The sequence below is a fragment of the Arthrobacter mobilis genome (assembly GCF_012395835.1).
Lineage (GTDB): Bacteria > Actinomycetota > Actinomycetes > Actinomycetales > Micrococcaceae > Crystallibacter > Crystallibacter mobilis.
The window spans coordinates 296803-317879 of the sequence record NZ_JAAZSQ010000001.1 but is presented as its reverse complement, the minus strand read 5'-3'; the positions used below and the strand labels follow the sequence as shown (position 1 = coordinate 317879).

Below are 21077 nucleotides of genomic sequence, written 5' to 3'. Positions count from 1 at the left end.
AAGAGCACATGGACTTCCTGAACATTCTCAACGGGGCCCTGGGCGAGATCATCAGCCCGACCACCGCTGCGTACGGCCTGGCCGCGCTGGGCCTGGCGGTGCATTTCGGCTATACGGGCCTGCTGAATTTCGGCCAGGCCGGCTTCATGGCCATGGGCGCCTACGGCTTTGCCATCTCCACGCTGACCTTCAATGCACCATTCTGGGTGGCGGTGCTGGTCGCGCTGGTGTGCTCGGTGGTCTTTGCCTTCCTGCTGGGCATTCCAACGCTGCGCCTGCGGGCCGACTACCTGGCCATCGTCACCATTGCCGCCGCCGAGATCGCCAGGTACGTGGTGACCACCAACCGGCTCACCGACGTCACCGGGTCGGCCGGCGGCCTGAACGGCTTTACCAACGGTTTCTACGCGCTGAACCCGTTTCCCGAAGGCAGGTACGATCTGGGCTTCGTGGCCCTGAGCCACCGGGACCTCTGGGTCCGCGTGACGGCCTGGGCGCTGGTGGCGCTGTGCTGCGTGCTGGTCCTGCTGCTGATGCGCAGCCCCTGGGGCAGGGTGCTCAAGGGCATCCGCGAGGACGAGAACGCCGTGAGATCCCTGGGCAAGAACGTCTACGCCTACAAGATGCAGGCCCTGGTCATCGGCGGCATCCTAGGCACCTTGGCCGGGATCCTGTTCACCCTGCCGCGCAGCTCGGTCCAGCCGGCGAACTACGGCACGGAGCTGACCTTCTTCCTGTGGACCTGCCTGCTGCTCGGCGGCATGGCCACCGTCCTGGGCCCCGTGCTCGGGGCAATGATCTTCTGGGTGGTGCTCTCGCTGACCCAGGGCCTGCTCTACGGAGCGATCGAGTCGGGCATCATCACCTTCATCACCACCACCCAGGCCGGGCAGCTCCGCTACATCATGGTGGGCATCGCGCTCATGCTGCTGATGATCTTCAGGCCCCAGGGCGTGCTGGGCAACAAGAGGGAGCTGGCATTCACATGACCGATAAGACAACCGCTCCGGCCACCATCGACTTTATGGCGGACACCCGTCCGATTGCCGAGGGCGAGGCCGGGCCTGGCTGCCGGAAGCGGGACCCGATCCTGACCGTCAGGCACGTGACCCGCCGCTTTGGAGGCATCAATGCCGTGGACGTGGACTTCCTGGAGATTCCGCGGCACAAGATCACCGCCCTGATCGGCCCCAACGGCGCCGGCAAGACCACGCTGTTCAACCTGCTGACAGGTTTCGACCAGCCCAACTCCGGCGAATGGACCTTCGACGGCCATCCCCTGGCCGGCGTCGCTTCCTACAAGGTCGCCCGCCTGGGCATGGTGCGCACATTCCAGCTCACCAAGGTCATGGGCAAACTTACAGTCCTCGAGAACATGCGCCTGGGAGCCGCCGACCAGCCCGGCGAGCGCCTGTCCGCGGCGCTGTTCAAGAACCTCTGGGGCAGGCGGGAGAAGGAGATCACCGCCCAGGCCGAGGTGCTGCTGGAGAAGTTCAAGCTGGACGCCAAGCGGAACGACTACGCGGCCTCGCTCTCCGGCGGCCAGCGCAAGCTGCTGGAGATGGCCCGGGCGCTGATGGCCCGGCCCAAGCTGGTCATGCTGGACGAGCCCATGGCCGGGGTCAACCCCGCCCTGACCCAGTCCCTGCTGGACCACATCAAGAACCTCAAGGCCGAGGGCATGACGGTGCTGTTCGTGGAGCACGACATGCAGGTGGTCCGCCATATCGCGGACTGGGTGGTGGTCATGGCCGAAGGCAAGGTGGTCGCCGAAGGACCGCCGGCCGATGTCATGAAGGACCAGGCCGTGATCGACGCCTACCTGGGCGCCCACCACGACGTGGACCTGGGCGACACGGAAGGCCTGAAGGAACTCGAGGCGGAACTGGCCCAGGACCAGGCCTCGGTGGTTGGCACCGAGGACGAAGGCATCCTCGGCCACCATATCGCCGAGCGCGACGGCCGCAGGGATGAGGCAGCCGGCGGCACCGCCGGCCGGAAGGACCAGGGATGAGCACACCGGCCACCGGCACCACGGCGGACACCGCCGCCGCAACGGACACCGTCGTCAAGGTCACGAACCTGGTGGCCGGCTACCTGCCCGGAGTCAATATCCTCAACGGCTGCAGCATCGAGGCGCGCAGCGGCGAACTGATCGGCATCATCGGCCCCAACGGCGCCGGCAAATCCACGCTGCTCAAGGCCATGTTCGGCCTGGTGAAGGTCCATTCCGGGTCGGTGGTGGTCCGGGGCCAGGACCTCACCGGGCTCAAGGCCAACAAGCTGGTCACCCGAGGCCTCGGTTTCGTGCCGCAGACCAACAACGTCTTCTCGACCCTGACCATCGAAGAGAACCTGCAGATGGGCATGTTCCAGCGGCCCAAAGGTTTCAAGGAACGCTACGAATTCGTCACCGGGCTCTTCCCGGAGCTGGGCAGACGCCGGCTGCAGCGGGCCGGTTCGCTCTCCGGCGGCGAGCGGCAGATGGTGGCCATGGGCCGGGCGCTCATGATGGATCCTGCCGTGCTGCTGCTGGACGAGCCCTCCGCCGGCCTGTCCCCCGTCCGCCAGGACGAGACCTTCCTGCGGGTCCACGAAATCAACCGGGCGGGCGTTTCGGTCATCATGGTGGAGCAGAACGCCCGCCGCTGCCTGCAGATCTGCGACCGCGGCTACGTGCTGGACCAGGGCCGCGACGCCTATACCGGTACCGGGCGCGAGCTGCTGAAGGATCCCAAGGTCATCTCGCTGTACCTGGGTACCTTGGCCGACACCGACTGAGCGGCGCACCCATCCAACCACGGCGGCGGCGTCCCACCCGGGGCGCCGCCGCCGTCGTGCGCCGGCAGCAGGTGTACCGGCACCGGCCGCCGCAACGCAGCAGGCCCCCGCCGGAGGGCGGAGGCCTGCTGGGTCAGTGCGAGTGACAGGAGGAAAGCGTGTGTCAGAGCTGGCCGAACTCCTCGCGGACCGGCTGCGGGACGTTCTCGGCGTTGTACTTGTAGATGCCGACGTACGCCTCGGTCGGGTCCCCGTTCTCGTCGAAGGTGATTGGGCCCGAGATGCCGTCGTAGTCGATGTCCTGGCCCTCGCGGAGCAGGGTCACGCAGGCGGCGAAGTCATAGCACTTCTCCCCGTCCTTGGAGGCCCCCTCCAGCTGCTTGGCAATGTCCTGGCCGTCGGTGCTGCCCGCGGCCTCGGCAGCCAGGGCTACCAGGGTCACCGCGTCGTAGGCTTCGCCGGCATAGGCGTAGTCCTGCAGGTTGTCGTCGACCGTGGCCAGCCGCTCGCGGAAGTTCGTCTTGGCGAAAGTGCCCGGGATGGTGCCCTGGGCACCTTCCATCATCCCTGCATCCAGGTCCTTGCTCAGGTCAGCGGTATTGCCGTCCACCAGGAAGAGCTGCTCCGGAGAGATCCCCTTGGCGAGCAGCAGCGGCGCGATGCTCTTGACCTCCTCGAAGGTGATCAGGGCGATGGCATCCGGCTTGGCGGCCACCACCGCGTCCACCTGCGAGCTGAACTGCGAGTCGCCGGTGTTGAACATCTCCTCGGCCACCACCTGGCCGCCGGCCCCGGTGAAGGCCTCCTTGACGTTCTTCTGCAGCCCGGTGCCGTACGGGTCGTTGAGCACGATCATGCCCAGCGTCTGGGCGCCGCAGGAGATCATGTAGCTGCCCAGCGTGCGGCCCTGGAGCACGTCGGAGGGCGCGGTGCGGAAGTACAGGCCGTTGTCGTCGTAGGTGGAGAACGCGGGCGAGGTGTTGGCCGGGGAAATCTGGACCACGCCGGCCTTGGTGATCTGGTCGATCACGTTCATGGACACGCTCGAGGAGGCCGCGCCGATAATGGCGCTGACGTCCTGCCCGAGCAGGTCCGTGACGGACTGGGTGGCGATGTCGGTGGTGGTATCGCCGGAATCGCGGTGGACCACCGACACGTCCTTGCCCAGCACGCCGCCGGCGGCGTTGATGTCCTTGACGGCAAGGTCGACGCCGGCGATTTCCGGCGGCCCGAGGTAGGACAGCGTACCGGTGGTCGGCAGCAGGGTGCCCAGCTTCAGCGGCGTGTCGGTCGAGCCCTTGGAGGCCGGAACTGCTGCCGGGTCGCCCGTGGGACGTTCGGTCGATTCGGCGCCGGCACCGCCCTCCGGGCAGGACAGGCCGGAGGCTGCCCCCGCGCCGGTGGTGCCGCCGCCGTCGGTCGGAGCGTTCGTCCCGCCCCCGCAGGCGGAGGCGAAGAGCGCAACCCCGACCCCCAGCACTGCGAACCTGCCGGCCCGGACGGCGCGGCTGCTTCCGCCGGAAGGAACTGCATTGCGTGTTGCAGTCATAAGGTCTTCTCCTCGATCCAAAGGTCGGCCAGCGCGAAACCCCGGTCCTGCGGGAGCCGCGTACCGTAAACATGAACCTAGTGCATGATGAGGCGAAAAATAAGACGTTTCGGTTACATCCTTGTAACGCTCGTCACAGCAGCAACGGCGCAGGTCCGCTGCTGATTAACCGTTGCCGCAACAGGTGCCCCAGACAGGACTCGAACCTGCACTGAGAAGATTTTAAGTCTCCTGCCTCTGCCATTGGGCTACTGGGGCCGGACCGGAAGGTCAGTGACAAGCCTACTCGATGCCTGCTACAGGCCGGCGAACGGGGCGGCGTAACGGAAAGGCCCGGACGGAACGGGACCGGCCAGCGGCAGGGCCATGAAATGGTCGCCCCAGCGCGGATCCGGGGCCAGGATCCCCAGCGCGGCGGCCGGCCGGTAGCCGAACCGCGGATAGTAGCTGGTGTGGCCGAGCAGGACGATGACCCGCTCCCCCAGCAGCAGGGCACGCCGGCGCGTTTCCGCCAGCAGGGCCGCCCCGATACCCCGCCGCTGGCGCTCCGGCAGCACGGCAAGCGGGCCAAGCCCCAGCGCCGGCTCGCTGCCGATCCAGGCCCGGGTGGTAATGCAGTGGCCGGCGACCTCGCCCCCGTCCATGGCGACGACGGACAGTTCGGGAATGTACTCCTCGCAGGCGAACAATGCGGCCAGCAGCCCCGGCTCCGGCGGCTCCGCGCCGTCGTCCGTTCCGAAGGCACTGCGGGCCAGACGCAGGATCGCCGGCCGGTCGGCCGGCTGCTCGCTCCTCAGCTCCACCCCTGCAGTCTACGACTGGAATTCCGCTTGTGGCGACGGCCTTAAAACGACGGCGGCGGGGAGGATCCGCTGGTTGCGGAACCTCCCCGCCGCCGGCTTGCGTCGGGCGGGAAAGCTACTTGCTCTCGCTCTTGGCTTTCTCGGTGTCCTTGGCAGGATCCTTGGCGGGGTTCTGGTCCGCGCTGTGGCCCACGGCGGGCGCCGGGGCCGGGGTGGCGGCGGCGCGGAAGGCCCGGTACGGGGTCTCGATATCGCTGATCTCGGTGGTGTCGCGGCCGAGGAGGGCGTTGAGGGTCCAGTCGGCGATGACGCGGATCTTGCGCTCGACGGTGGGCATGGCCAGGCCGTGGTAGCCGCGGTGGGCCAGCCAGGCCAGGGTGCCCTTGAGCTTGATGCCCATGACCTTGGCCACGCCCTTGTTGATCCCGAAGCCGGCCACCGCGCCCAGGTTCTTATGCTTGTACTCGGTGACCTGGCCCACGCCCCAGCGCTCGGCGTAGATGTTCTTGGCCAGGTGCTTGGCCTGGCGCACCGCGTGCTGGGCGTTGGGCACGCAGTACCCGCCCACGCCCCCGCCGGTCAGGTCCGGCACGGCCGCGACGTCCCCGGCGGTCCAGGCGCCCTCGACCGGGTTGCCGTCCTCGTCCAGGATGCGCAGCTCGGCGTTGGCCCGCACCCGGCCGCGCTCGTCCAGGGCGAAGCCGTAGTTGCGCACCACCGGGTTCGCCTGCACGCCGGCGGTCCAGAGCAGGGTGTCGGCCTCGAAGCTCTGCGCCGGGGTCTTGTCCGGCATGTTGATCAGTTCCAGCTTCCCGCCCACGGCCGAGGCCAGGGAGGTGTTCAGCAGCACCTCGATGCCGCGGGAACGCATGTGCTCGACCACCCACTCGGCCTGGGTCTCGGTCACCTCGGGCATGATCCGGCCCATCGCCTCGACCAGCACAAAGCGCAAATCCGAGCGCTTCAGCCGCGGGTTCTGCTCCACCGCCTTGCGGGCCATGTCCTCGATCTCGGTCATCGCCTCGATCCCGGCAAAGCCGCCGCCCACGCAGACAAAGGTCAGTGCCCGGGCCCGCTCACGGCTGCCCGGCGGCAGCACCGAGCCGGCCTCGATGCGCTCGAGCACCGTGTTGCGCAGCTCCAGGGCCTCCTCGATGGTCTTCAGGCCGATGCCGACCTCGGCCAGGCCCGGGATCGGGAAGGTGCGGGTCACCGCGCCGGTGGCGATCACCACGTCGCGGTAGGGGATCTGGAAGGAAATGCCGTCGGCGGACTCCACGGTCGCGGTCCGGGAGGCGTGGTCGATGGCGGTCACCGAGCCGGTAATGACCTCGGTCTGCTTCAGGTGCATCCGGTGCGAGACCACCGCGTGCCTCGACTCGATGGACCCGGCCGCCACCTCGGGCAAAAACGGCTGGTAGGTCATGTACGGCAGCGGGTCCACCAGGGTGACCACGCCGCCGTGGGCCTTGACCTTCTTCTGGAGTTTCAGGGCCACGTAAAGGCCGACATAGCCGCCGCCGACAACAAGGACGCGCGGACGGTCTGAGAGCGCAGGGGTAGGTGCCATGGGCACCACTATAGCGCCTTTTGTGAAAATTTTCACGAGCCGCCCGGAGCTCCTCCTCCGGGCGGCTTCGTCAGGGCTTTCCGGGCTCCTTACCGTCTGCGCCCTGCACCGGCGGCTGCGGCGCGGGGCCGCTTCCGGCACCCTCCCCGGCGTCGTCTGCCGCCGGGCCTGCCTGCGCGGCGGCGAGCCTCCGTGCGCGCAGCGTCTGCTGCACGCCCAAGGCCAGGACCAGCAGGATCAGCACGCTGAAGCCGACCACCACTGCGGCCGGAAGCAGGCCCCCTTCCAGCCGCGGGGCGACGGCGACGGGCGTGGTCGGCTCCGGGATCGCCGGCCGGGTGGAGTGTGTGGCCGGTGCGCTGTTCTGTGCCGGTGTCGGCTGGCCGCGCCGGTGGACCGTGATCCACTGGGCGATGCTGCCCACCGGGTTCTGGCCGACCTCGGCGACCTCGGCGTTCAGCGCCGCGTCGGCATCCAGGACGCCGAAGCCGTAGATGGGGTCGTGGCCCGGTGCGCCGGCATCCCGGGAGGTGGAGATGATCCGGTTGATCACCTGGGCGGCGCTCATCTGCGGATACTTGGCCCGGATCAGCGCGGCCACACCGGAGACCAGCGGTGCCGCGCCGGAGGTTCCGGACCACTCCGCATACCCCCCGCCGGGCAGCCCGCCGACCAGATCCTCGGCCGGGGCTGCCACGCCAATGACGATGCTTTGGGAAGAGGCATCCTGGCTGGCATTGCCCCGCCGGTCCAGGCCGGCGACGGTCAGTACCCCCGGGATGGTGGCGGGCGCCCCGGACTGGAAGGAGCCGCCCGCGCGGTTGCCCGCGGCGGCGACGATCACCACGTCATGCTGTTCGGCATACAGGAAGGCGCTGTCCCAGCTCTGCGGCCATGAGGTGGTGGAACTGGTCAGGGACATGTTGATGACCTGGGCCCCGTTGTCCACCGCCCAGCGCACCGCAGCCGGGATCTGTTGGTCCACGTCGATGCCTGCTGGATTCTGCGAACCCAGCCAGGTGGACACGGCCAGCAGGTCGGCCTCCGGCGCCACGCCGACGATGCCGTCGGGGCGGCCCCCCTTGCCGTGGCCGTGGCCGGCGAGCAGCGTGGCCACCAAGGTGCCGTGTTCGGGGGTCTGCCCGATGCCTGTCTGTCCGTCCGGGGTGCCGGCACCGGACACGTCGGTACCGCCGATGACGGCATTGCGCAGGTCCGGGTGGCTTGCGTCCACCCCGCTGTCGATGATCGCCACCTTGACGCCGTCGCCCTTGGTGGACTTCCACGCCTCGCGGATACCGTAGGCGCCAAGCCAGTACTGCTTCTCCCGGATCTCGTCGGCGGCGGCGGCCGGGGCAAAGACCAGGCCCGACACCAGGGACAGCACCACACCGCAGACCATCCCCGCCGCACGTAGCGGCCGGGACCGGTCCGGTCGACAGAGGCTGCTGGGCATGGTTATTCTCCTCATCTGCCTGGGTACCCGCGGTTCCGGCAGGTCAGCGGCCGGCGGTCAGTGCCGCGCTCAGGGCAATGCCATCCAGAATATCGTGCTCGCTGGTGGTGGCCCCGTCCACACGCCCGCCGGTCAGCTCGGTGACGCGGGCGTTGATCGTCCGCCAGATGAGCGCCCCGGCCCCGATCACGTCCACCCGGCCCGGATGCATGTAGGGCAGCGCCGCCCGCTGGCTGCGCGTCATCCGCAGCAGCGAGGTGCAGGCAGCGGCCGTGCGGGCGCCGTCCAGTTCGGTGCCGTGGATGATGTCGGCCCGGTATTCGGCCAGGCCCAGGGCATGGGCGGTGACCGTCGTGACCGAACCTGCCACGCCCACCAGACGGTCCGCAGCGGCCAGCGGAACCTCGGCCAGGACCTCGTCCAGGCAGGCGTTGATCTCCGCTTCGGCGGCGGCAATCTCGGCCTCCGAGGGCGGATCCTGCTTCAGGTGCCGTTCGGTGAAGCGGACACAGCCCATGTCCACGCTGCGCGCGGCCTCGACGCCGGCGGCGGTGCCGAGCACGAACTCGGTGCTGCCGCCGCCCAGGTCCACCACCAGGATGCGCTGCTCCGGCTGCGGGTCCAGAACGCTGGCCGCCCCGGCAAAGGACAGGGCTGCCTCCTCGGCGCCGCTGATGACCTCGGGCTCCACCCCGAGCCGGGAGCGGATGCCGTCCACGAACACCTCCCGGTTGGCGGCGTCACGGGTCGCGGAGGTGGCTACGAAGCGCAGGTGTTCGGCGCCATGGCCGCGCAGCAGGTCCGCATACTCCTCGGCCGCAGCGAAGGTGCGCTCGAGGGCGTCCTCGGCCAGCAGGCCGGTGGCATCCACGCCCTGGCCCAGCCGGACAACCTTCATCAGGCGCACCACGTCGGTCAGCCCCCCGGTACCGGCATCGGCAATCAGCAGCCGGATGGAATTCGTCCCGCAGTCAATGGCCCCTACGCGTGTCATTTGCTGTCCTCTTCCCTTGCCGGATCCGCCTCGTGGCCGCCCTGCCTGGCCGCGCGTTTCGCGGCCAGTTCCGCCTCGCCCAGCCCCTGCGTCCTGGTATGCCGGCTGAGGTCCCTCGACGGCGCCTGTCCCTGCACGTCCCAGACGCCCTCGCAGTAGCAGCGGTCCGGTGTCCACCACTCGGCGATGCGTTCCAGGGCCTCGTCCCCCAGCGGGTTCACACCCGGACCGGCAGCCAGCGAGTGGCCCACCAGCACATGCAGGCACTTGACCCGGCCGGGCATCCCGCCGGCAGACACCCCGGCGATCTCCGGCACCTCGCCGATGCCGGCCCGGGCGCCGACCTCGTTGCGCGCCTGCAGGTAGGCCTCGTGGGCCCGCCGGTAGGCTTCGGCCAGCCCGGAATCCCGGGACAGCCGCTCGGTCATCTCGGTCATCACGCCGGCCGCTTCGAGCCGGGAGACCGCGGCGGTGATCACCGGGTGGGTCAGATAGAACGTGGTCGGAAACGGGATGCCACTGCCCAGCCGGGGCGCGGTGGTGGCGACCAGCGGGTTGCCGCAGACGCAGCGGGCCCCGATCTCCACCACGTCCCTGACGGGACGGCCCAGCTGGCGGCTGAGGGTGTCCAGGTCCTGGGGCGTGGGTGTGCGCTGGGCGTTGTCCATGGCGCGGTCCTTCCTAGCTGTGCGGCCGGCGGCTGCGGCCGGTGCGCTCCCCTGCAGGGGCGCGGATATCAAAGCGGGGCGCGGGAGGGCCCCTCCCGGGGCCGCGGGGTCGTCAGTCCGCGGCGTCGTCTCTTCCAGGTTCGTCCGTCGCCGAGCGCTTGACCGAGTCCCACAGCGCGTCAACCCACGGCAGGTCCGACGGCGCGGACCTGGAGGCATGTTCCTTGGACTCGCTCAGTCCCTCGGCGCCGGTGACCATGTACCGTGTTTCGCCCGGCATTACATAGAATATGCGATCCCGGGCCTGCTGCTTGATGTAGGCCGGGTCGTCCCAGCGGGCAATCTCCTTCTTCAGCTGGGCCTGCTCCGCCTGTTCCTGCGCGATTTCGTCCTGCAGCTGTGCGATCGCCGAGCGCTGTTCGATGAAAACGCGCACCGACGGCGCCAACAGGACGGTGATGGTGATCAGGACCACCGCCAGGGCGAGCATGCGCCCGGAGAACGCCTTCGCCGGCACCGGTTCGACGGCCTGGCCGGCAGTCTCCCGGTCTGCCGGGGCGCTGTGCTCCGGCCCGGTCTTCTCCCGTGGTGCCGGTCCGTGCGGGCGGCGGATGCCGCGGGCCAGTTCGCTGCGCTCGGCGGCACGGGCCTGGGCCGGGGTGGGCTTGGCTGCCGGCGGCTCGGGCTTGGGTCCGGGCGTGCTCCGCCGGCGGCTGAATTCGGGACGGAGGATGCGGGCGGCCGGCCTGCTGCCCTCCGCAGCGCCACCCGTGGCCCGGGCCGGGCCGGCTGCCGGGGCCTGCCGGTTGGGGACCTGCCCGCCGGCGGACTGCCCGTCCATGGCATCGCCCGCGGGCCCGCTGTCGCCGGCCGGCCGGGCGGCCCGCGGAACTCTGGGGCGTCGGGTGGTCATGGGGCTCCTGGAACGGCCGGTCAAGAACTTAAACGGTCTTAAGCAGGGAGGCACAGGCCTCCCTGCTTAAGACAATAGCTCCTGCTGCGGCGGGCCTCAGGCTTTGAAACGCGGGAAGGCCGAGGCACCCGCGTAGCGGGCCGCGTCGTCGAGCTCCTCCTCGATGCGCAGCAGCTGGTTGTACTTCGCCACCCGCTCGGACCGGGCCGGGGCGCCGGTCTTGATCTGGCCGGCGTTGGTGGCCACCGCGATGTCGGCGATCGTGGTGTCTTCGGTTTCGCCGGAGCGGTGCGAGGTGATGGTGGTGTAGCCGCTGCGCTGGGCCAGGGACACCGCGTCCAGGGTCTCAGTGAGCGAGCCGATCTGGTTGACCTTGACCAGCAGCGAATTGGCGGTGCGGGAGTCGATGCCCTGCTGCAGCCGCTCCGGGTTGGTCACGAACAGGTCATCGCCCACCAGCTGGACCTTGTCCCCCAGGTCGGCGGTCAGCTTGGCCCAGCCGTCCCAGTCGGACTCATCCAGCGGGTCCTCGATGGAGACCAGCGGGTAGTCGGCCACCAGCTGGGCGTAGTAGGCGCTCATCTCGGCCGCGGACAGGGACTTGCCCTCGAACTGGTAGGCACCGTCCTTGTAGAACTCGGAGGACGCAACGTCCAGGGCCAGGGCGATGTCCTTGCCGGGGGTGTAGCCGGCGCGGGTAATGGCCTCGGAAATCAGGTCCAGCGCCGCCCGGTTGCTCGGCAGGTTCGGAGCGAAGCCGCCCTCGTCGCCCAGGCCGGTGGACAGGCCCTTTTCGTTGAGCACGGCCTTGAGGCTGTGGTAGACCTCCACGCCCCAGCGCAGGCCTTCGGAGAAGGTGGAGGCGCCGATCGGAGCGACCATGAACTCCTGGATGTCCACATCTGAGTCGGCGTGCGAGCCGCCATTGAGGATGTTCATCAGGGGCACCGGCAGCACGTGCGCGTTCGGTCCGCCCAGGTACTTGTACAGCGGCAGGTTGGAAGACTCGGCGGCGGCATTGGCAACGGCCAGCGAGACGCCCAGGATGGCGTTCGCGCCGAGGTTGGACTTGTTGGCGGTGCCGTCCAGGTCGATCATGGTCTGGTCAATCAGGCGCTGGTCGGTGGCGTCGAAGCCCAGCAGTGCCGGCTGGATGGTGTCGACGACGGCGGCGACGGCCTGGCTGACGCCCTTGCCCAGGTAGCGGTTCTTCTCCCCGTCGCGGCGCTCCACGGCTTCGAAGGCACCCGTCGACGCGCCGGAAGGCACCGCAGCGCGGCCCATGGAGCCGTCAGAGAGCAGCACCTCGACCTCAACCGTGGGATTGCCGCGGGAATCGAGGATTTCGCGCGCATGGATGGCATCAATAAGCGCCATGGATTAGCTCCTGTTCATTGGAACGTCGTTGCTTTCAGGTCAGCATTCGCTGCACGACAAGCCGCGTGGGAGGCACTGTCGGAATCAAGACTAATCGAGATCCCGGCCGGGTCTCTCCTGCATTACGCGGTCCTGGAAGCGCCGGACCGCCCGGCGCAGGGCCTGCTCCGGGTCCAGCCCCTGGGCCGCGGCCGCACCGGCGATGCCCAGCAGCAGTTCCCCCAGCTCCTCGTCCGACGCGGCCTGGACCGGCACGTGCCCGTTCCCGGCCGGGCCGGGTACCGGGATCCCGCTGCGGCGGGCGCGGTCGAGCGACTTGGCCGCCAGCGTCAGCGCCGGCAGGGACGCCGGGAGCCCCGCGAACGGACCCGTCCGCTCCGGCCGCTCGGCTGCCTTGACCGCGTCATAGCTGCGCTCGATCTCCTCGAGCGTGGCCGGGAAGCGCTCCTGCAGCGTGCCGTCCGGGCGGAACACGTGGCGGTTGCGCCGGATCAGCTTGGCTGCCAGGTGGGCCGCGACGTCCTCGAAGGAGAAGCGGCCCTGTTCTTCCTGCAGCCGGGCGTGCAGCACCACCTGGTACAGCACGTCCGCCAGCTCGCCCTTGAGTTCCTCGGCGTCCTGGCCGGTGGTGTGGCCGGCGGCGATGGTGCCGGCCAGCTCGTGGGCCTCCTCGAGCAGGTACTCGACCAGCGAGTCGTGGGTGAGCGCCCGCGTCCACAGGCAGTGCTCGCGCAGCTGCGCGACCACCTCGAGCAGGCGCTCCACCGCCGTCGTCATGGCCGCACCGGCCGCCCGGCCGGGACCCTCACGCGCGGCCCTGGAAGCCCTCGGTGATGTACTCCACCAGGGCTTCGCGCTCCTCCAGCGGCAGGAACGCGGCTTCGGCGGCGTTCAGCGTGATCTCCAGCAGGTCGTCCAAGTCGTAGTCGAAGACCTCCACCAGCAGTTCGTACTCGTCGGAGAGGGTCACGCCGCTCATCAGGCGGTTGTCCACATTGATGGTGACCTTGAAGCCGGTTTGGTAGAGCAGGTCGAAGGGGTGGTTTTCAATCCCCTCACCGAAGGGGGCGGTGGCGCCGGTCTGCAGGTTCGACGACGGGCTGCATTCGAGCGGGATGCCCCGGTCCCGGACCCAGGCGGCCACCCGGCCCAGCGTCACCATGGCCAGGCCCTCGCCGCTGCCGGGTGCCTCCGGAGACTGCTGCTCCCCGCCGGCATCCCCGGCCGGAGCGAAATCCACCTGGATGTCCTCGGCGATGCGCACGCCGTGGCCCAGCCGCAGGGCCCGGCCACTAACCAGCGCGTCCACGATGCTGTCCACCCCGGCGGCCTCGCCGGCGTGGATGGTCACCGGGAACTGGTGCTCGGCCAGGTAAGTGAAGGCGTCCTTGAACCGCGACGGCGGAAACCCGTCCTCGGCGCCGGCGATGTCGAAGCCGACGGCCCCCTTGTCCCGGTGGCGCAGGGCCAGCTCGGCAATTTCCTGGCCGCGGTCCGCGTGGCGCATCGCGGTGATCAGCTGCCCGACCTGGATCGGGCGGCCGGTCGCGGCCACCGCCTCCACGCCGGCGTCCAGGCCTGCCTGCACCGCCTCGACGGCTTCGTCCAGCGTCAGGCCGCGGGACAGGTGCTGCTCGGGCGCCCAGCGCACTTCCCCGTAGACCACGCCGTCGTCGGCCAGGTCCTCGACGAATTCCTTGGCCACGCGGAAGAGCGCTTCCTTGGTCTGCATCACCGCCACGGTGTGCTCGAAGGTCTCCAGGTAGCGGACCAGGGAGCCTGAGTCCGCCGACTCGCGGAACCACTGGTCCAGGGCCACCGGGTCCGTGGACGGCAGCTCGTGGCCGACGTCGGCGGCCAGTTCGATAATGGTCGCCGGCCGCAGTCCGCCGTCGAGATGGTCATGCAGGGAAACCTTGGGCAGGCTGCGGAAGTCGATGTCGACGTCGGCGGCTGCGTCAGCCGAAACGCCGGTGGAAAATTCAGCGGAGTAGATAGGCTCAGTCACAGCGTCCACCTTACGGCAGGGGCTCCCGGGCCCGCACCGGCCGGGTTCAGGCTGCCGGTTCGCGCTCCTGCTGCCCGCCGGCACCGGCGGCAGGCTTAGCCGCCAGCCGGTCGCGCGCGATGCGGCGCAGCCTGGCCCGCTGCAGCCTGCCGCCCAGCGCCAGGGCGTAATCGACGGCCAGGCCCGTGAGCATGGCCACGGCCACCGCGGCCACCACCGCCAGCAGATGGTTGTCGCTGACCCACCGGCCCGCCAGCACACCGATGCCGACCGAGTACAGGGCCCAGGAGATGCCCGCCAGGATGGTGAAGAGGACGAAGCGTCCGCGGCTGTAGCCGGTGGCCCCGGCCGTCATGTTGACCGCCACCCGGCCCACCGGGATGTAGCGCGCGCTGAGGATCAGCACTGCCCCGCGGCGGTCGAGCCCGCGCCGGGCCCAGGCGAAGGCGGCGGCCACGCGCGGCCGGCGCATCCACGCGAAGCGCCGGGTACCCAGGGCCTTGCCGATCGCGTACGCGATATTGTCCCCGATGATTGCCCCGAGCGCGGCCACCAGCGCCACCAGCCAGAGGTTCGGAGCCCCGGCCGAGACGGAGACCGCTGCCAGGGCCACCACCGCCGACTCGCTCGGCAGCGGGGGGAAGAAGCCATCCACCGTGCACGAAACGAACAGGAGCGGGTAGACCCACCATTGCCCCGCCGCATCGACGATGAAGACATTGATCGTGTCCATGAGTGCCTGCACGTGTTCATCCTGTCCGCCGGTTGCCTGTTCCAACGATGCCATGGGGCGGAAAGTGCCGCTATCGGCCATCCCCCTGGCCGGCTCCGGACCGGTCTTGGGGATTTCCCCGGGTCACCCGTGCCCGGCCGCAATGCGGTCGATGATCAGCTGCTGGCCGGGCCGGTCCCCTTCCGGACCGATGACGACGGCGCCGGCCAGTGCCTCCTTCGCCCGCCCGAACCGGGCGGGCGTGTCCGTCAGCAGCGTCATCAGCGGCTCGCCGGCCCGCACCACCGCCCCGGGCTTGGCGTGCAGGCGCACCCCCGCGCCGGCCTGCACCGGGTCCTCCTTGCGCGCCCGTCCGGCGCCCAGCCGCCAGGCGGCGACACCGACGGCGAGCGCGTCCAGCTGCAGCAGCACGCCGTCGGCCGGCGCATAGACCACCTCGGAGTGCCGGGCCACCGGCAGCTTGGCCCGCGGGTCCCCGCCCTGGGCCTCGATCATGCGGTTCCAGACGTCCATGGCGCGGCCGTCCTTGAGCGCCGCCGCGGGATCCGCGTCCGGGACGCCGGCTGCCCGGAGCATCTCGTCGGCCAGCCGGACGGTCAGCTCCACGACGTCGTCCGGCCCGCCGCCGGCCAGGACCTCCACAGCCTCCTCCACCTCGATGGCATTGCCGGCGGTCAGGCCCAGCGGGGTGTCCATGTTGGTCAGCAGGGCCACGGTCTCGACCCCGGCGCCGGTGCCCAGGTCCACCATGGTCGCGGCCAGCTCCCGCGCCGATTCCTCATCCTTCATGAACGCCCCGGAGCCGACCTTTACGTCCAGCACCAGTGCCTGCGTGCCTTCGGCGATCTTCTTGCTCATGATCGAGGAGGCAATCAGCGGAATGGACTCGACGGTGCCGGTGACGTCCCGCAGCGCGTACAGCTTCTTGTCAGCCGGGGCCAGCCCGGCCCCGGCGGCGCAGATCACCGCGCCGATGCCGGCCAGCTGGCTCATCAGTTCCTCGTTGCCCAGCTCGGCACGCCAGCCTGGAATGGCCTCGAGCTTGTCCAGGGTGCCGCCGGTATGGCCCAGCCCGCGGCCGGAGAGCTGGGGCACGGCGACGCCGAACACGGCCACCAGCGGAGCCAGCGCCAGGGTGATCTTGTCCCCCACCCCGCCGGTGGAGTGCTTGTCGGCGGTGGGCTTGCCCAGGGCGGAGAAGTCCATCCGGTCCCCGGAGGCAATCATCGCCGCGGTCCAGCGGGAAACCTCCGCCCGGCTCATGCCGTTGAGCAGGATGGCCATGTTCAGGGCGGCCATCTGCTCGTCCGCGACCACCCCGCGGGTGTAGGCGTCGATGGTCCAGTCGATCTGCTCGGCGGTGAGCGTGCCCTTGTCCCGCTTGGTGCGGATGATGTCGACGGCGTCGAAAGGTTCGGTCATGGTCTACTCCAGGTTCGCGTCGGGGCGGGGCGGGCCAAGGTGTTCCGGGCCGAAGGCATCGGGCAGCACCTCTTCGATGGTTTTGATGCCCGAACCGGTCATCAGCTGCATGCCCGGGGTCCGGAATTCGTACAGCAGCTGGCGGCAGCGCCCGCACGGCATCAGGATGTTCCCGGCCCCGTCCACGCAGCTGAACGCGACCAGCCGGCCGCCGCCGGTCATCTGCAGCTGGCTCACCAGCGAGCACTCGGCACACAGCGTCAGGCCGTAGGAGGCGTTTTCCACATTGCAGCCGGAGACGATCCGCCCGTCCTCGGTCAGCGCCGCGGCGCCGACCGGAAAGTCCGAATACGGCACGTAGGCGCGCTTCATCGCCCTGGTGGCGGCCTCGCGCAGGGCCTCCCAGTCGATGTCCGAATCCTTGAAACCCAGGTTCATGTGGTCCCGGTCCCCTCCTGTCAGCCCTTGATGTACGGGATGCCGCTGGCCGCCGGCGCCCGCGTCCTGCCCACCAGCCCGGCCACGGCGAAAATCGTCACCAGGTACGGAAGCATGGCCAGGAACTGGTTGGGCACCGGGGTGCCCAGGAAGCTGAGCACGTACTGCAGGTTGGTGGCGAAGCCGAACAGCAGCGCCGCGAAGAAGGCTCCGACCGGGTTCCAGCGGCCGAAGATCAGCGCCGCCAGGGCGATGTATCCTTGGCCGGCCGTCATGTCCCGGCCGAAGCTGGAGACCGAAACCAGGGTGAAGAACGCCCCGCCGATGCCGGCCACGACTCCGGCCAGCAGCACATTGGAAAAGCGCATCCGGTTGACCTTGACCCCGAGGGTGTCCGCCGCCTTGGGGTGTTCGCCGACGGCGCGGGTGCGCAGGCCCCACTTGGTGTAGAACAGGCCGACGTAGATGACCGCGACCGCCACGTACATCAGGTACCCGACGACGGTCTGCCGGAACAGGATCGGTCCGATGACCGGGATCTCGGCCAGGAACGGAACCGGCAGCACCGGCAGCCGCGGCGGCGAGTTCCAGGTGGCCGCATCGGCGCTCAGCACCGTGGAGAACAGGAAGCCGGTCAGGCCCGAGACCAGCACGTTCAGCACCACCCCGACAATGACCTGGTTGACGATGTACTTGATGCTGAACACCGCCAGCACCAGCGAAACCAGAACCCCGGCCAGGGCGGCGGCCAGCAGGCCGACGAAGGCGTTGCGGGCCAGCGAGCCGGCCACTGCGGCGGCAAAGGCGCCGAAGAGCAGCTGCCCCTCGATGGCAATGTTGACCACGCCGGAGCGCTCGCACAGCACGCCGGAGAGTGAGCCGAAGATCAGCGGCACGGCCAGGGTGACCGAGCCGGCCAGCAGGCCGTAGAGCGCCACGTTCGGCGTCCGGGCGCTGCCGACCACCCAGGTCAGGAAACCCGCCACGAAGAACACCGCGAAGACCGCCAGCAGCCAGCCGGGAACCTGCCGGCCCGCCCGGACCGCCTGGACGGACAGCGCCGCGGCGGCCAGGAGCAGCACCGCGCTGACCCAGCCCACCACCGGGGCGGAGAGCACCAGGTCCGGCAGCACGACCGCGTCGGATGGATCGGAGAGGCGGAACGTGGCTGCATTCACCGGCGCCCCCAGCGCGAAAACCACCAGCGCCAGCACGGCCAGCACGGCCAGGATCACCGGGGTCTTCCAGCTGCGGACGGCACCGGCGGCGCCGGCCGTCTCCGCGGCCTTTGCCGTCATCGTGCTCATGCCGCACCTCCGGTGGCCGCAGGGGAATTCTTCCGGGCGGCCCTGGAGCGGCGCACCTGGCCGGGTTCAGGCAGCCGGAAGATGGCCCTGATCAGCGGCGGGGCCGCAATGAACAGGACGATCAGTGACTGCACCACCAGCACGATGTCGATGCTGGTGCCGGTATTGGTCTGCATGGTCACGCCGCCGGCCCGGAAAGCGCCGAAGAGCAGGCCCGCGGCGAAGGTACCCCACGGCGTCGACCGTCCCAGCAGGGCCACGGTGATCGCGTCGAACCCGAAGCTTGCCGCCACCCCCGAGGTCAGCACCCGTTCTGTGCCGGAAACCTGCGCCACCCCTGCCAGCCCGGCGAGCGCGCCGGCCATGAGCATCACCACCACGTAGCCCTTGGTGACGCTGATGCCCGCGGTCCGGGCCGCCTCCGGGTTGGCCCCGACGGCGCGCAGCTCGAAGCCGACGGTGGAGCGGTTCAGCAGCCACCAGACGAAGACAGTGGCCAGCACCGCCACCACGAAGCCCCAGTGCAGCCGGAAGGCGTCGCCGAAAAGCCGGGGGTACAGGGCCGTGGCGTCCAGTTGCGGGCTGATCGGATTGGTCGAGCCGGGCCGCTGGAAGGCAGGGGTGGTCAGCAGGTACCCGACCAGGTAGATGGCCACGTAGTTGAGCATGATCGTCAGGATCACCTCGTGCGCACCCGTCCTGGCCTTGAGCAGGCCCACCAGTCCGCCCCAGAGCGCCCCGCCGGCCACGCCGGCCAGGATCACCAGCAGCAGGTGCAGGCCCGCCGGCAGGTGCCAGGCGAACCCGACCCAGGCCGCGAACATGGCGCCGATAATGATCTGCCCCTGGGCACCGATGTTGAACAGGCCCGCCCGGAAGGCCAGCGCCACGCCGAGGCCGGCGCAGATCAGCGGCGTGGCCACGGTCAGGGTCTGGGTCAGCGGGTAGACCATCCGGGCGAAGGTGTCGCCCTCGAAATTGAAGACCGATCCTTGGAACAGCGCTGCGTACGCCCCGGACGCCGCGCTCCAGGCCGCCCCGAGCGTGTCGGAGGGCCGGGCAAAGAAGTACGACGACGCGGCGGCCACCCGCTCGTCCGTCAGGGCGATCAGCAGCCCGCCGGCGACCAGGGACAGCACAATCGCCAGGACCGCGACCAGCGCCTCGCCGGTCATGATCCGCTGCAGCAGCGGCCGGGTCCGGCCCAGCTCCGGGTGCAGCTGGCCGCTTTGCGCCGAGGGCGGGACGGCCGGGGGCGGCATCCTGCCGTCGTCGGTCTCCACCGCGGTCTCGAGCCGCTGCTCTTCGGCCTTCGCCTCGGACCTGGCCCCGGAGTGTCCGTCCGGCCGGGCCGGGCCGCGGCCCGGCATCTGCCTGTTCATCTGTCCCCTCCCGCGGTGTCCGCCTGCCGGGCATCCGGCTGCTGCATGGCCCGGGCGTCCTCGGCGGTCATGCCTGCCATCATCAGGCCGAGCATGTCCCGGGAGGTGTCACCGGGCACGATCCCCATGAGCCGGCCGCGGTAGAGCACCGCGATGCGGTCTGCCAGTTCCAGCACCTCGTCCAGTTCGGTGGAGACAATCATCACCGGGGTCCCGTTGTCGCGTTCGGCCACGATCCGCCGGTGCAGGAACTCAATGGAGCCGACGTCGACCCCGCGGGTGGGCTGGGAGGCGATGAACAGCTTCAGCGGCCGGGACAGCTCGCGCGCCATGACCACCTTCTGCTGGTTGCCGCCGGACAGGGTGCCGGCCGCGGCGGCCGCCGACTGGGTCCGCACGTCGAATTCGGCGATCCGCGCCGCGGCGTTCTCCGCCACCCGGGCCGGATTCATGGCCAGGCCCTTGGCGAAGGGTTCGCGGTCATAGCGGTTCAGGACCAGGTTCTCGGCCACCGAGAACGTGCCCACCAGGCCTTGGACGGTACGGTCCTCGGGCACAAAGCCGACGCCGGAGTTGATGATCTCCTTGACCTTCCGCCCCACCAGTTCCTGGCCGTCCAGTGTGATGGAGCCGCTGACATGCTCCTGCAGTCCCAGGATGGCCTCGGCCAGTTCGGTCTGGCCGTTGCCCTGGACACCGGCGACGGCGAGGATCTCGCCGCGGGCGATCGAGAACGAGACCCCGTCCACCACGCGCTGTCCGTTGCCGGCGGTGACGGTGAGGTTCCGGACCTGGAAGGTGACCTCCCCGGGCTGCGCCGGTGCCTTGTCCAGGGCCAGGCTCACGGAACGGCCCACCATCAGGGAGGCCAGTTCCGCTGCCGGGGCCCCAGGATCCGCCTGCCCCACCACCTTGCCGCGGCGGATGACCGTGATGACGTCGGAGACTGCCTTCACTTCGCGCAGCTTGTGCGAGATGAACACGATGGCCTTGCCGTCGGCCTTCAGCTGGCCCATGATGGCCAGCAGTTCATCCGTTTCCTTCGGGGTGAGCACTGCCGTGGGCTCGTCCAGGATCAGCACCTCGGCGTCGCGCACCAGCGCCTTGATGATTTCGGCGCGCTGCTGCACCCCCACCGGCAGGTCCTCCACCAGCGCGTCCGGATCGACGTCGAACCCGTAGGTGTCCGAGATCCTGCGGATTTTGGCACGGGTCGCGTCCAGGTCCAGGAGCCCGCCGGCCTTGGACGACTCACTGCCCAGGGCGATGTTCTCGGCCACGGTGAAGACCGGAACCAGCATGAAGTGCTGGTGGACCATCCCGATGCCGGCAGCCATCGCGTCCCCGGGGCCGTGGAAGGTGACCGGGTCGCCGTCGATGAGGATCCGGCCCGCGGTGGGCTGGTAGAGGCCGTAGAGCACGTTCATCAGCGTGGACTTGCCGGCGCCGTTTTCGCCCAGCAGGCTGTGCACCTTCCCCGGCTCGACCACCAGGTCGATGTGGTCATTGGCCACCAGGGTGCCGAATTTCTTGGTGATTCCCTTAAGTTCGAGCTTCACAACTCCGACCCGTCCTGTCCACCGAAGCAATGTGACTACAGCCTAAACCGACCTGCGCCCGAACAGAACGGACGCCGCCGCCCGGCACGGGTACGGCCGGGGGCGGCGGTCCGGTCC

19 protein-coding genes and 1 tRNA gene are annotated in these 21077 nt (G+C 69.7%); 3 read left to right on the top strand and 17 right to left on the bottom strand.

Annotated elements, in window-relative coordinates; all coding sequences use genetic code 11:
- The first annotated feature begins 8 nt into the window (after positions 1–8).
- Genes HGG74_RS01550 through HGG74_RS01540 form a run of 3 tightly spaced genes read left to right on the top strand, consistent with a single transcriptional unit; the run spans position 9 to position 2781 of the window.
- Positions 9–989, top strand: coding sequence for a branched-chain amino acid ABC transporter permease (locus HGG74_RS01550; protein ID WP_168484571.1), 981 nt, complete (start codon positions 9–11; stop codon positions 987–989).
- The gene (locus tag HGG74_RS01545; RefSeq protein ID WP_168484570.1) at positions 986–2014 is read left to right on the top strand and encodes an ABC transporter ATP-binding protein; all 1029 of its coding nucleotides are present in this window, start codon (positions 986–988) and stop codon (positions 2012–2014) included. The genes HGG74_RS01550 and HGG74_RS01545 overlap by 4 nt, the downstream gene beginning before the upstream one ends.
- Entirely contained in the window at positions 2011–2781 is a 771-nt protein-coding gene (locus HGG74_RS01540) for an ABC transporter ATP-binding protein (protein ID WP_168484569.1), read from the top strand. Before HGG74_RS01545 ends, HGG74_RS01540 begins: the two co-directional genes overlap by 4 nt.
- Positions 2782–2944: 163 nt before the next feature.
- Here the strand turns inward: HGG74_RS01540 and HGG74_RS01535 are convergent, their stop codons facing one another.
- The 17 genes from HGG74_RS01535 to HGG74_RS01455 all read right to left on the bottom strand — a co-directional run bounded on the left by HGG74_RS01535 (position 2945) and on the right by HGG74_RS01455 (position 20960).
- Positions 2945–4330, bottom strand: a complete 1386-nt coding sequence (locus HGG74_RS01535) for an ABC transporter substrate-binding protein (protein ID WP_168484568.1) — start codon at positions 4328–4330, stop codon at positions 2945–2947.
- A gap of 185 nt (positions 4331–4515) precedes the next feature.
- A tRNA-Leu gene (locus HGG74_RS01530) sits at positions 4516–4588 on the bottom strand.
- A gap of 38 nt (positions 4589–4626) precedes the next feature.
- The gene (locus HGG74_RS01525) at positions 4627–5133 is read right to left on the bottom strand and encodes a GNAT family N-acetyltransferase (protein WP_168484567.1); all 507 of its coding nucleotides are present in this window, start codon (positions 5131–5133) and stop codon (positions 4627–4629) included.
- A 115-nt stretch (positions 5134–5248) separates the two neighbouring features.
- Positions 5249–6703: an NAD(P)/FAD-dependent oxidoreductase gene (locus tag HGG74_RS01520; RefSeq protein ID WP_168484566.1), complete on the bottom strand. Its 1455-nt coding sequence runs from the start codon at positions 6701–6703 to the stop codon at positions 5249–5251.
- A gap of 70 nt (positions 6704–6773) precedes the next feature.
- Positions 6774–8159: a S8 family serine peptidase gene (locus HGG74_RS01515; protein WP_376766109.1), complete on the bottom strand. Its 1386-nt coding sequence runs from the start codon at positions 8157–8159 to the stop codon at positions 6774–6776.
- A gap of 43 nt (positions 8160–8202) precedes the next feature.
- A complete protein-coding gene (locus HGG74_RS01510) occupies positions 8203–9153 on the bottom strand; it encodes a Ppx/GppA phosphatase family protein (RefSeq protein ID WP_168484565.1) in 951 nt (316 codons plus the stop codon).
- Complete coding sequence (locus HGG74_RS01505; RefSeq protein WP_168484564.1) at positions 9150–9821, bottom strand: DUF501 domain-containing protein; 672 nt, start codon at positions 9819–9821, stop codon at positions 9150–9152. The genes HGG74_RS01510 and HGG74_RS01505 overlap by 4 nt, the downstream gene beginning before the upstream one ends.
- Before the next feature lie 112 nt (positions 9822–9933).
- Positions 9934–10734: an FtsB family cell division protein gene (locus HGG74_RS01500; RefSeq protein WP_168484563.1), complete on the bottom strand. Its 801-nt coding sequence runs from the start codon at positions 10732–10734 to the stop codon at positions 9934–9936.
- Between the two features lie 96 nt (positions 10735–10830).
- Positions 10831–12111, bottom strand: coding sequence for a phosphopyruvate hydratase (gene eno / locus HGG74_RS01495; protein WP_168484562.1), 1281 nt, complete (start codon positions 12109–12111; stop codon positions 10831–10833).
- Between the two features lie 90 nt (positions 12112–12201).
- Positions 12202–12888, bottom strand: a complete 687-nt coding sequence (locus tag HGG74_RS01490) for a MazG nucleotide pyrophosphohydrolase domain-containing protein (RefSeq protein WP_168484561.1) — start codon at positions 12886–12888, stop codon at positions 12202–12204.
- A gap of 28 nt (positions 12889–12916) precedes the next feature.
- Positions 12917–14119: an adenosine deaminase gene (locus tag HGG74_RS01485; RefSeq protein ID WP_312856690.1), complete on the bottom strand. Its 1203-nt coding sequence runs from the start codon at positions 14117–14119 to the stop codon at positions 12917–12919.
- A gap of 46 nt (positions 14120–14165) precedes the next feature.
- Positions 14166–14906 carry a DedA family protein gene (locus HGG74_RS01480; RefSeq protein ID WP_246262507.1) on the bottom strand — a complete coding sequence of 247 codons (741 nt, stop codon included), beginning with the start codon at positions 14904–14906 and terminating at the stop codon, positions 14166–14168.
- Positions 14907–14975: 69 nt separating this feature from the next.
- Positions 14976–16274 carry a thymidine phosphorylase gene (locus HGG74_RS01475; protein ID WP_168484560.1) on the bottom strand — a complete coding sequence of 433 codons (1299 nt, stop codon included), beginning with the start codon at positions 16272–16274 and terminating at the stop codon, positions 14976–14978.
- A 3-nt stretch (positions 16275–16277) separates the two neighbouring features.
- The gene (locus HGG74_RS01470) at positions 16278–16712 is read right to left on the bottom strand and encodes a cytidine deaminase (protein WP_168484559.1); all 435 of its coding nucleotides are present in this window, start codon (positions 16710–16712) and stop codon (positions 16278–16280) included.
- Positions 16713–16732: 20 nt separating this feature from the next.
- Positions 16733–18019, bottom strand: a complete 1287-nt coding sequence (locus tag HGG74_RS01465; protein WP_168484558.1) for an ABC transporter permease — start codon at positions 18017–18019, stop codon at positions 16733–16735.
- Positions 18016–19401 (bottom strand): ABC transporter permease, encoded by a 1386-nt coding sequence (locus HGG74_RS01460; protein WP_246262505.1) that lies wholly within the window; start codon positions 19399–19401, stop codon positions 18016–18018. The genes HGG74_RS01465 and HGG74_RS01460 overlap by 4 nt, the downstream gene beginning before the upstream one ends.
- Positions 19398–20960: an ABC transporter ATP-binding protein gene (locus HGG74_RS01455; RefSeq protein WP_168484557.1), complete on the bottom strand. Its 1563-nt coding sequence runs from the start codon at positions 20958–20960 to the stop codon at positions 19398–19400. Before HGG74_RS01455 ends, HGG74_RS01460 begins: the two co-directional genes overlap by 4 nt.
- Positions 20961–21077 lie beyond the last annotated feature (117 nt).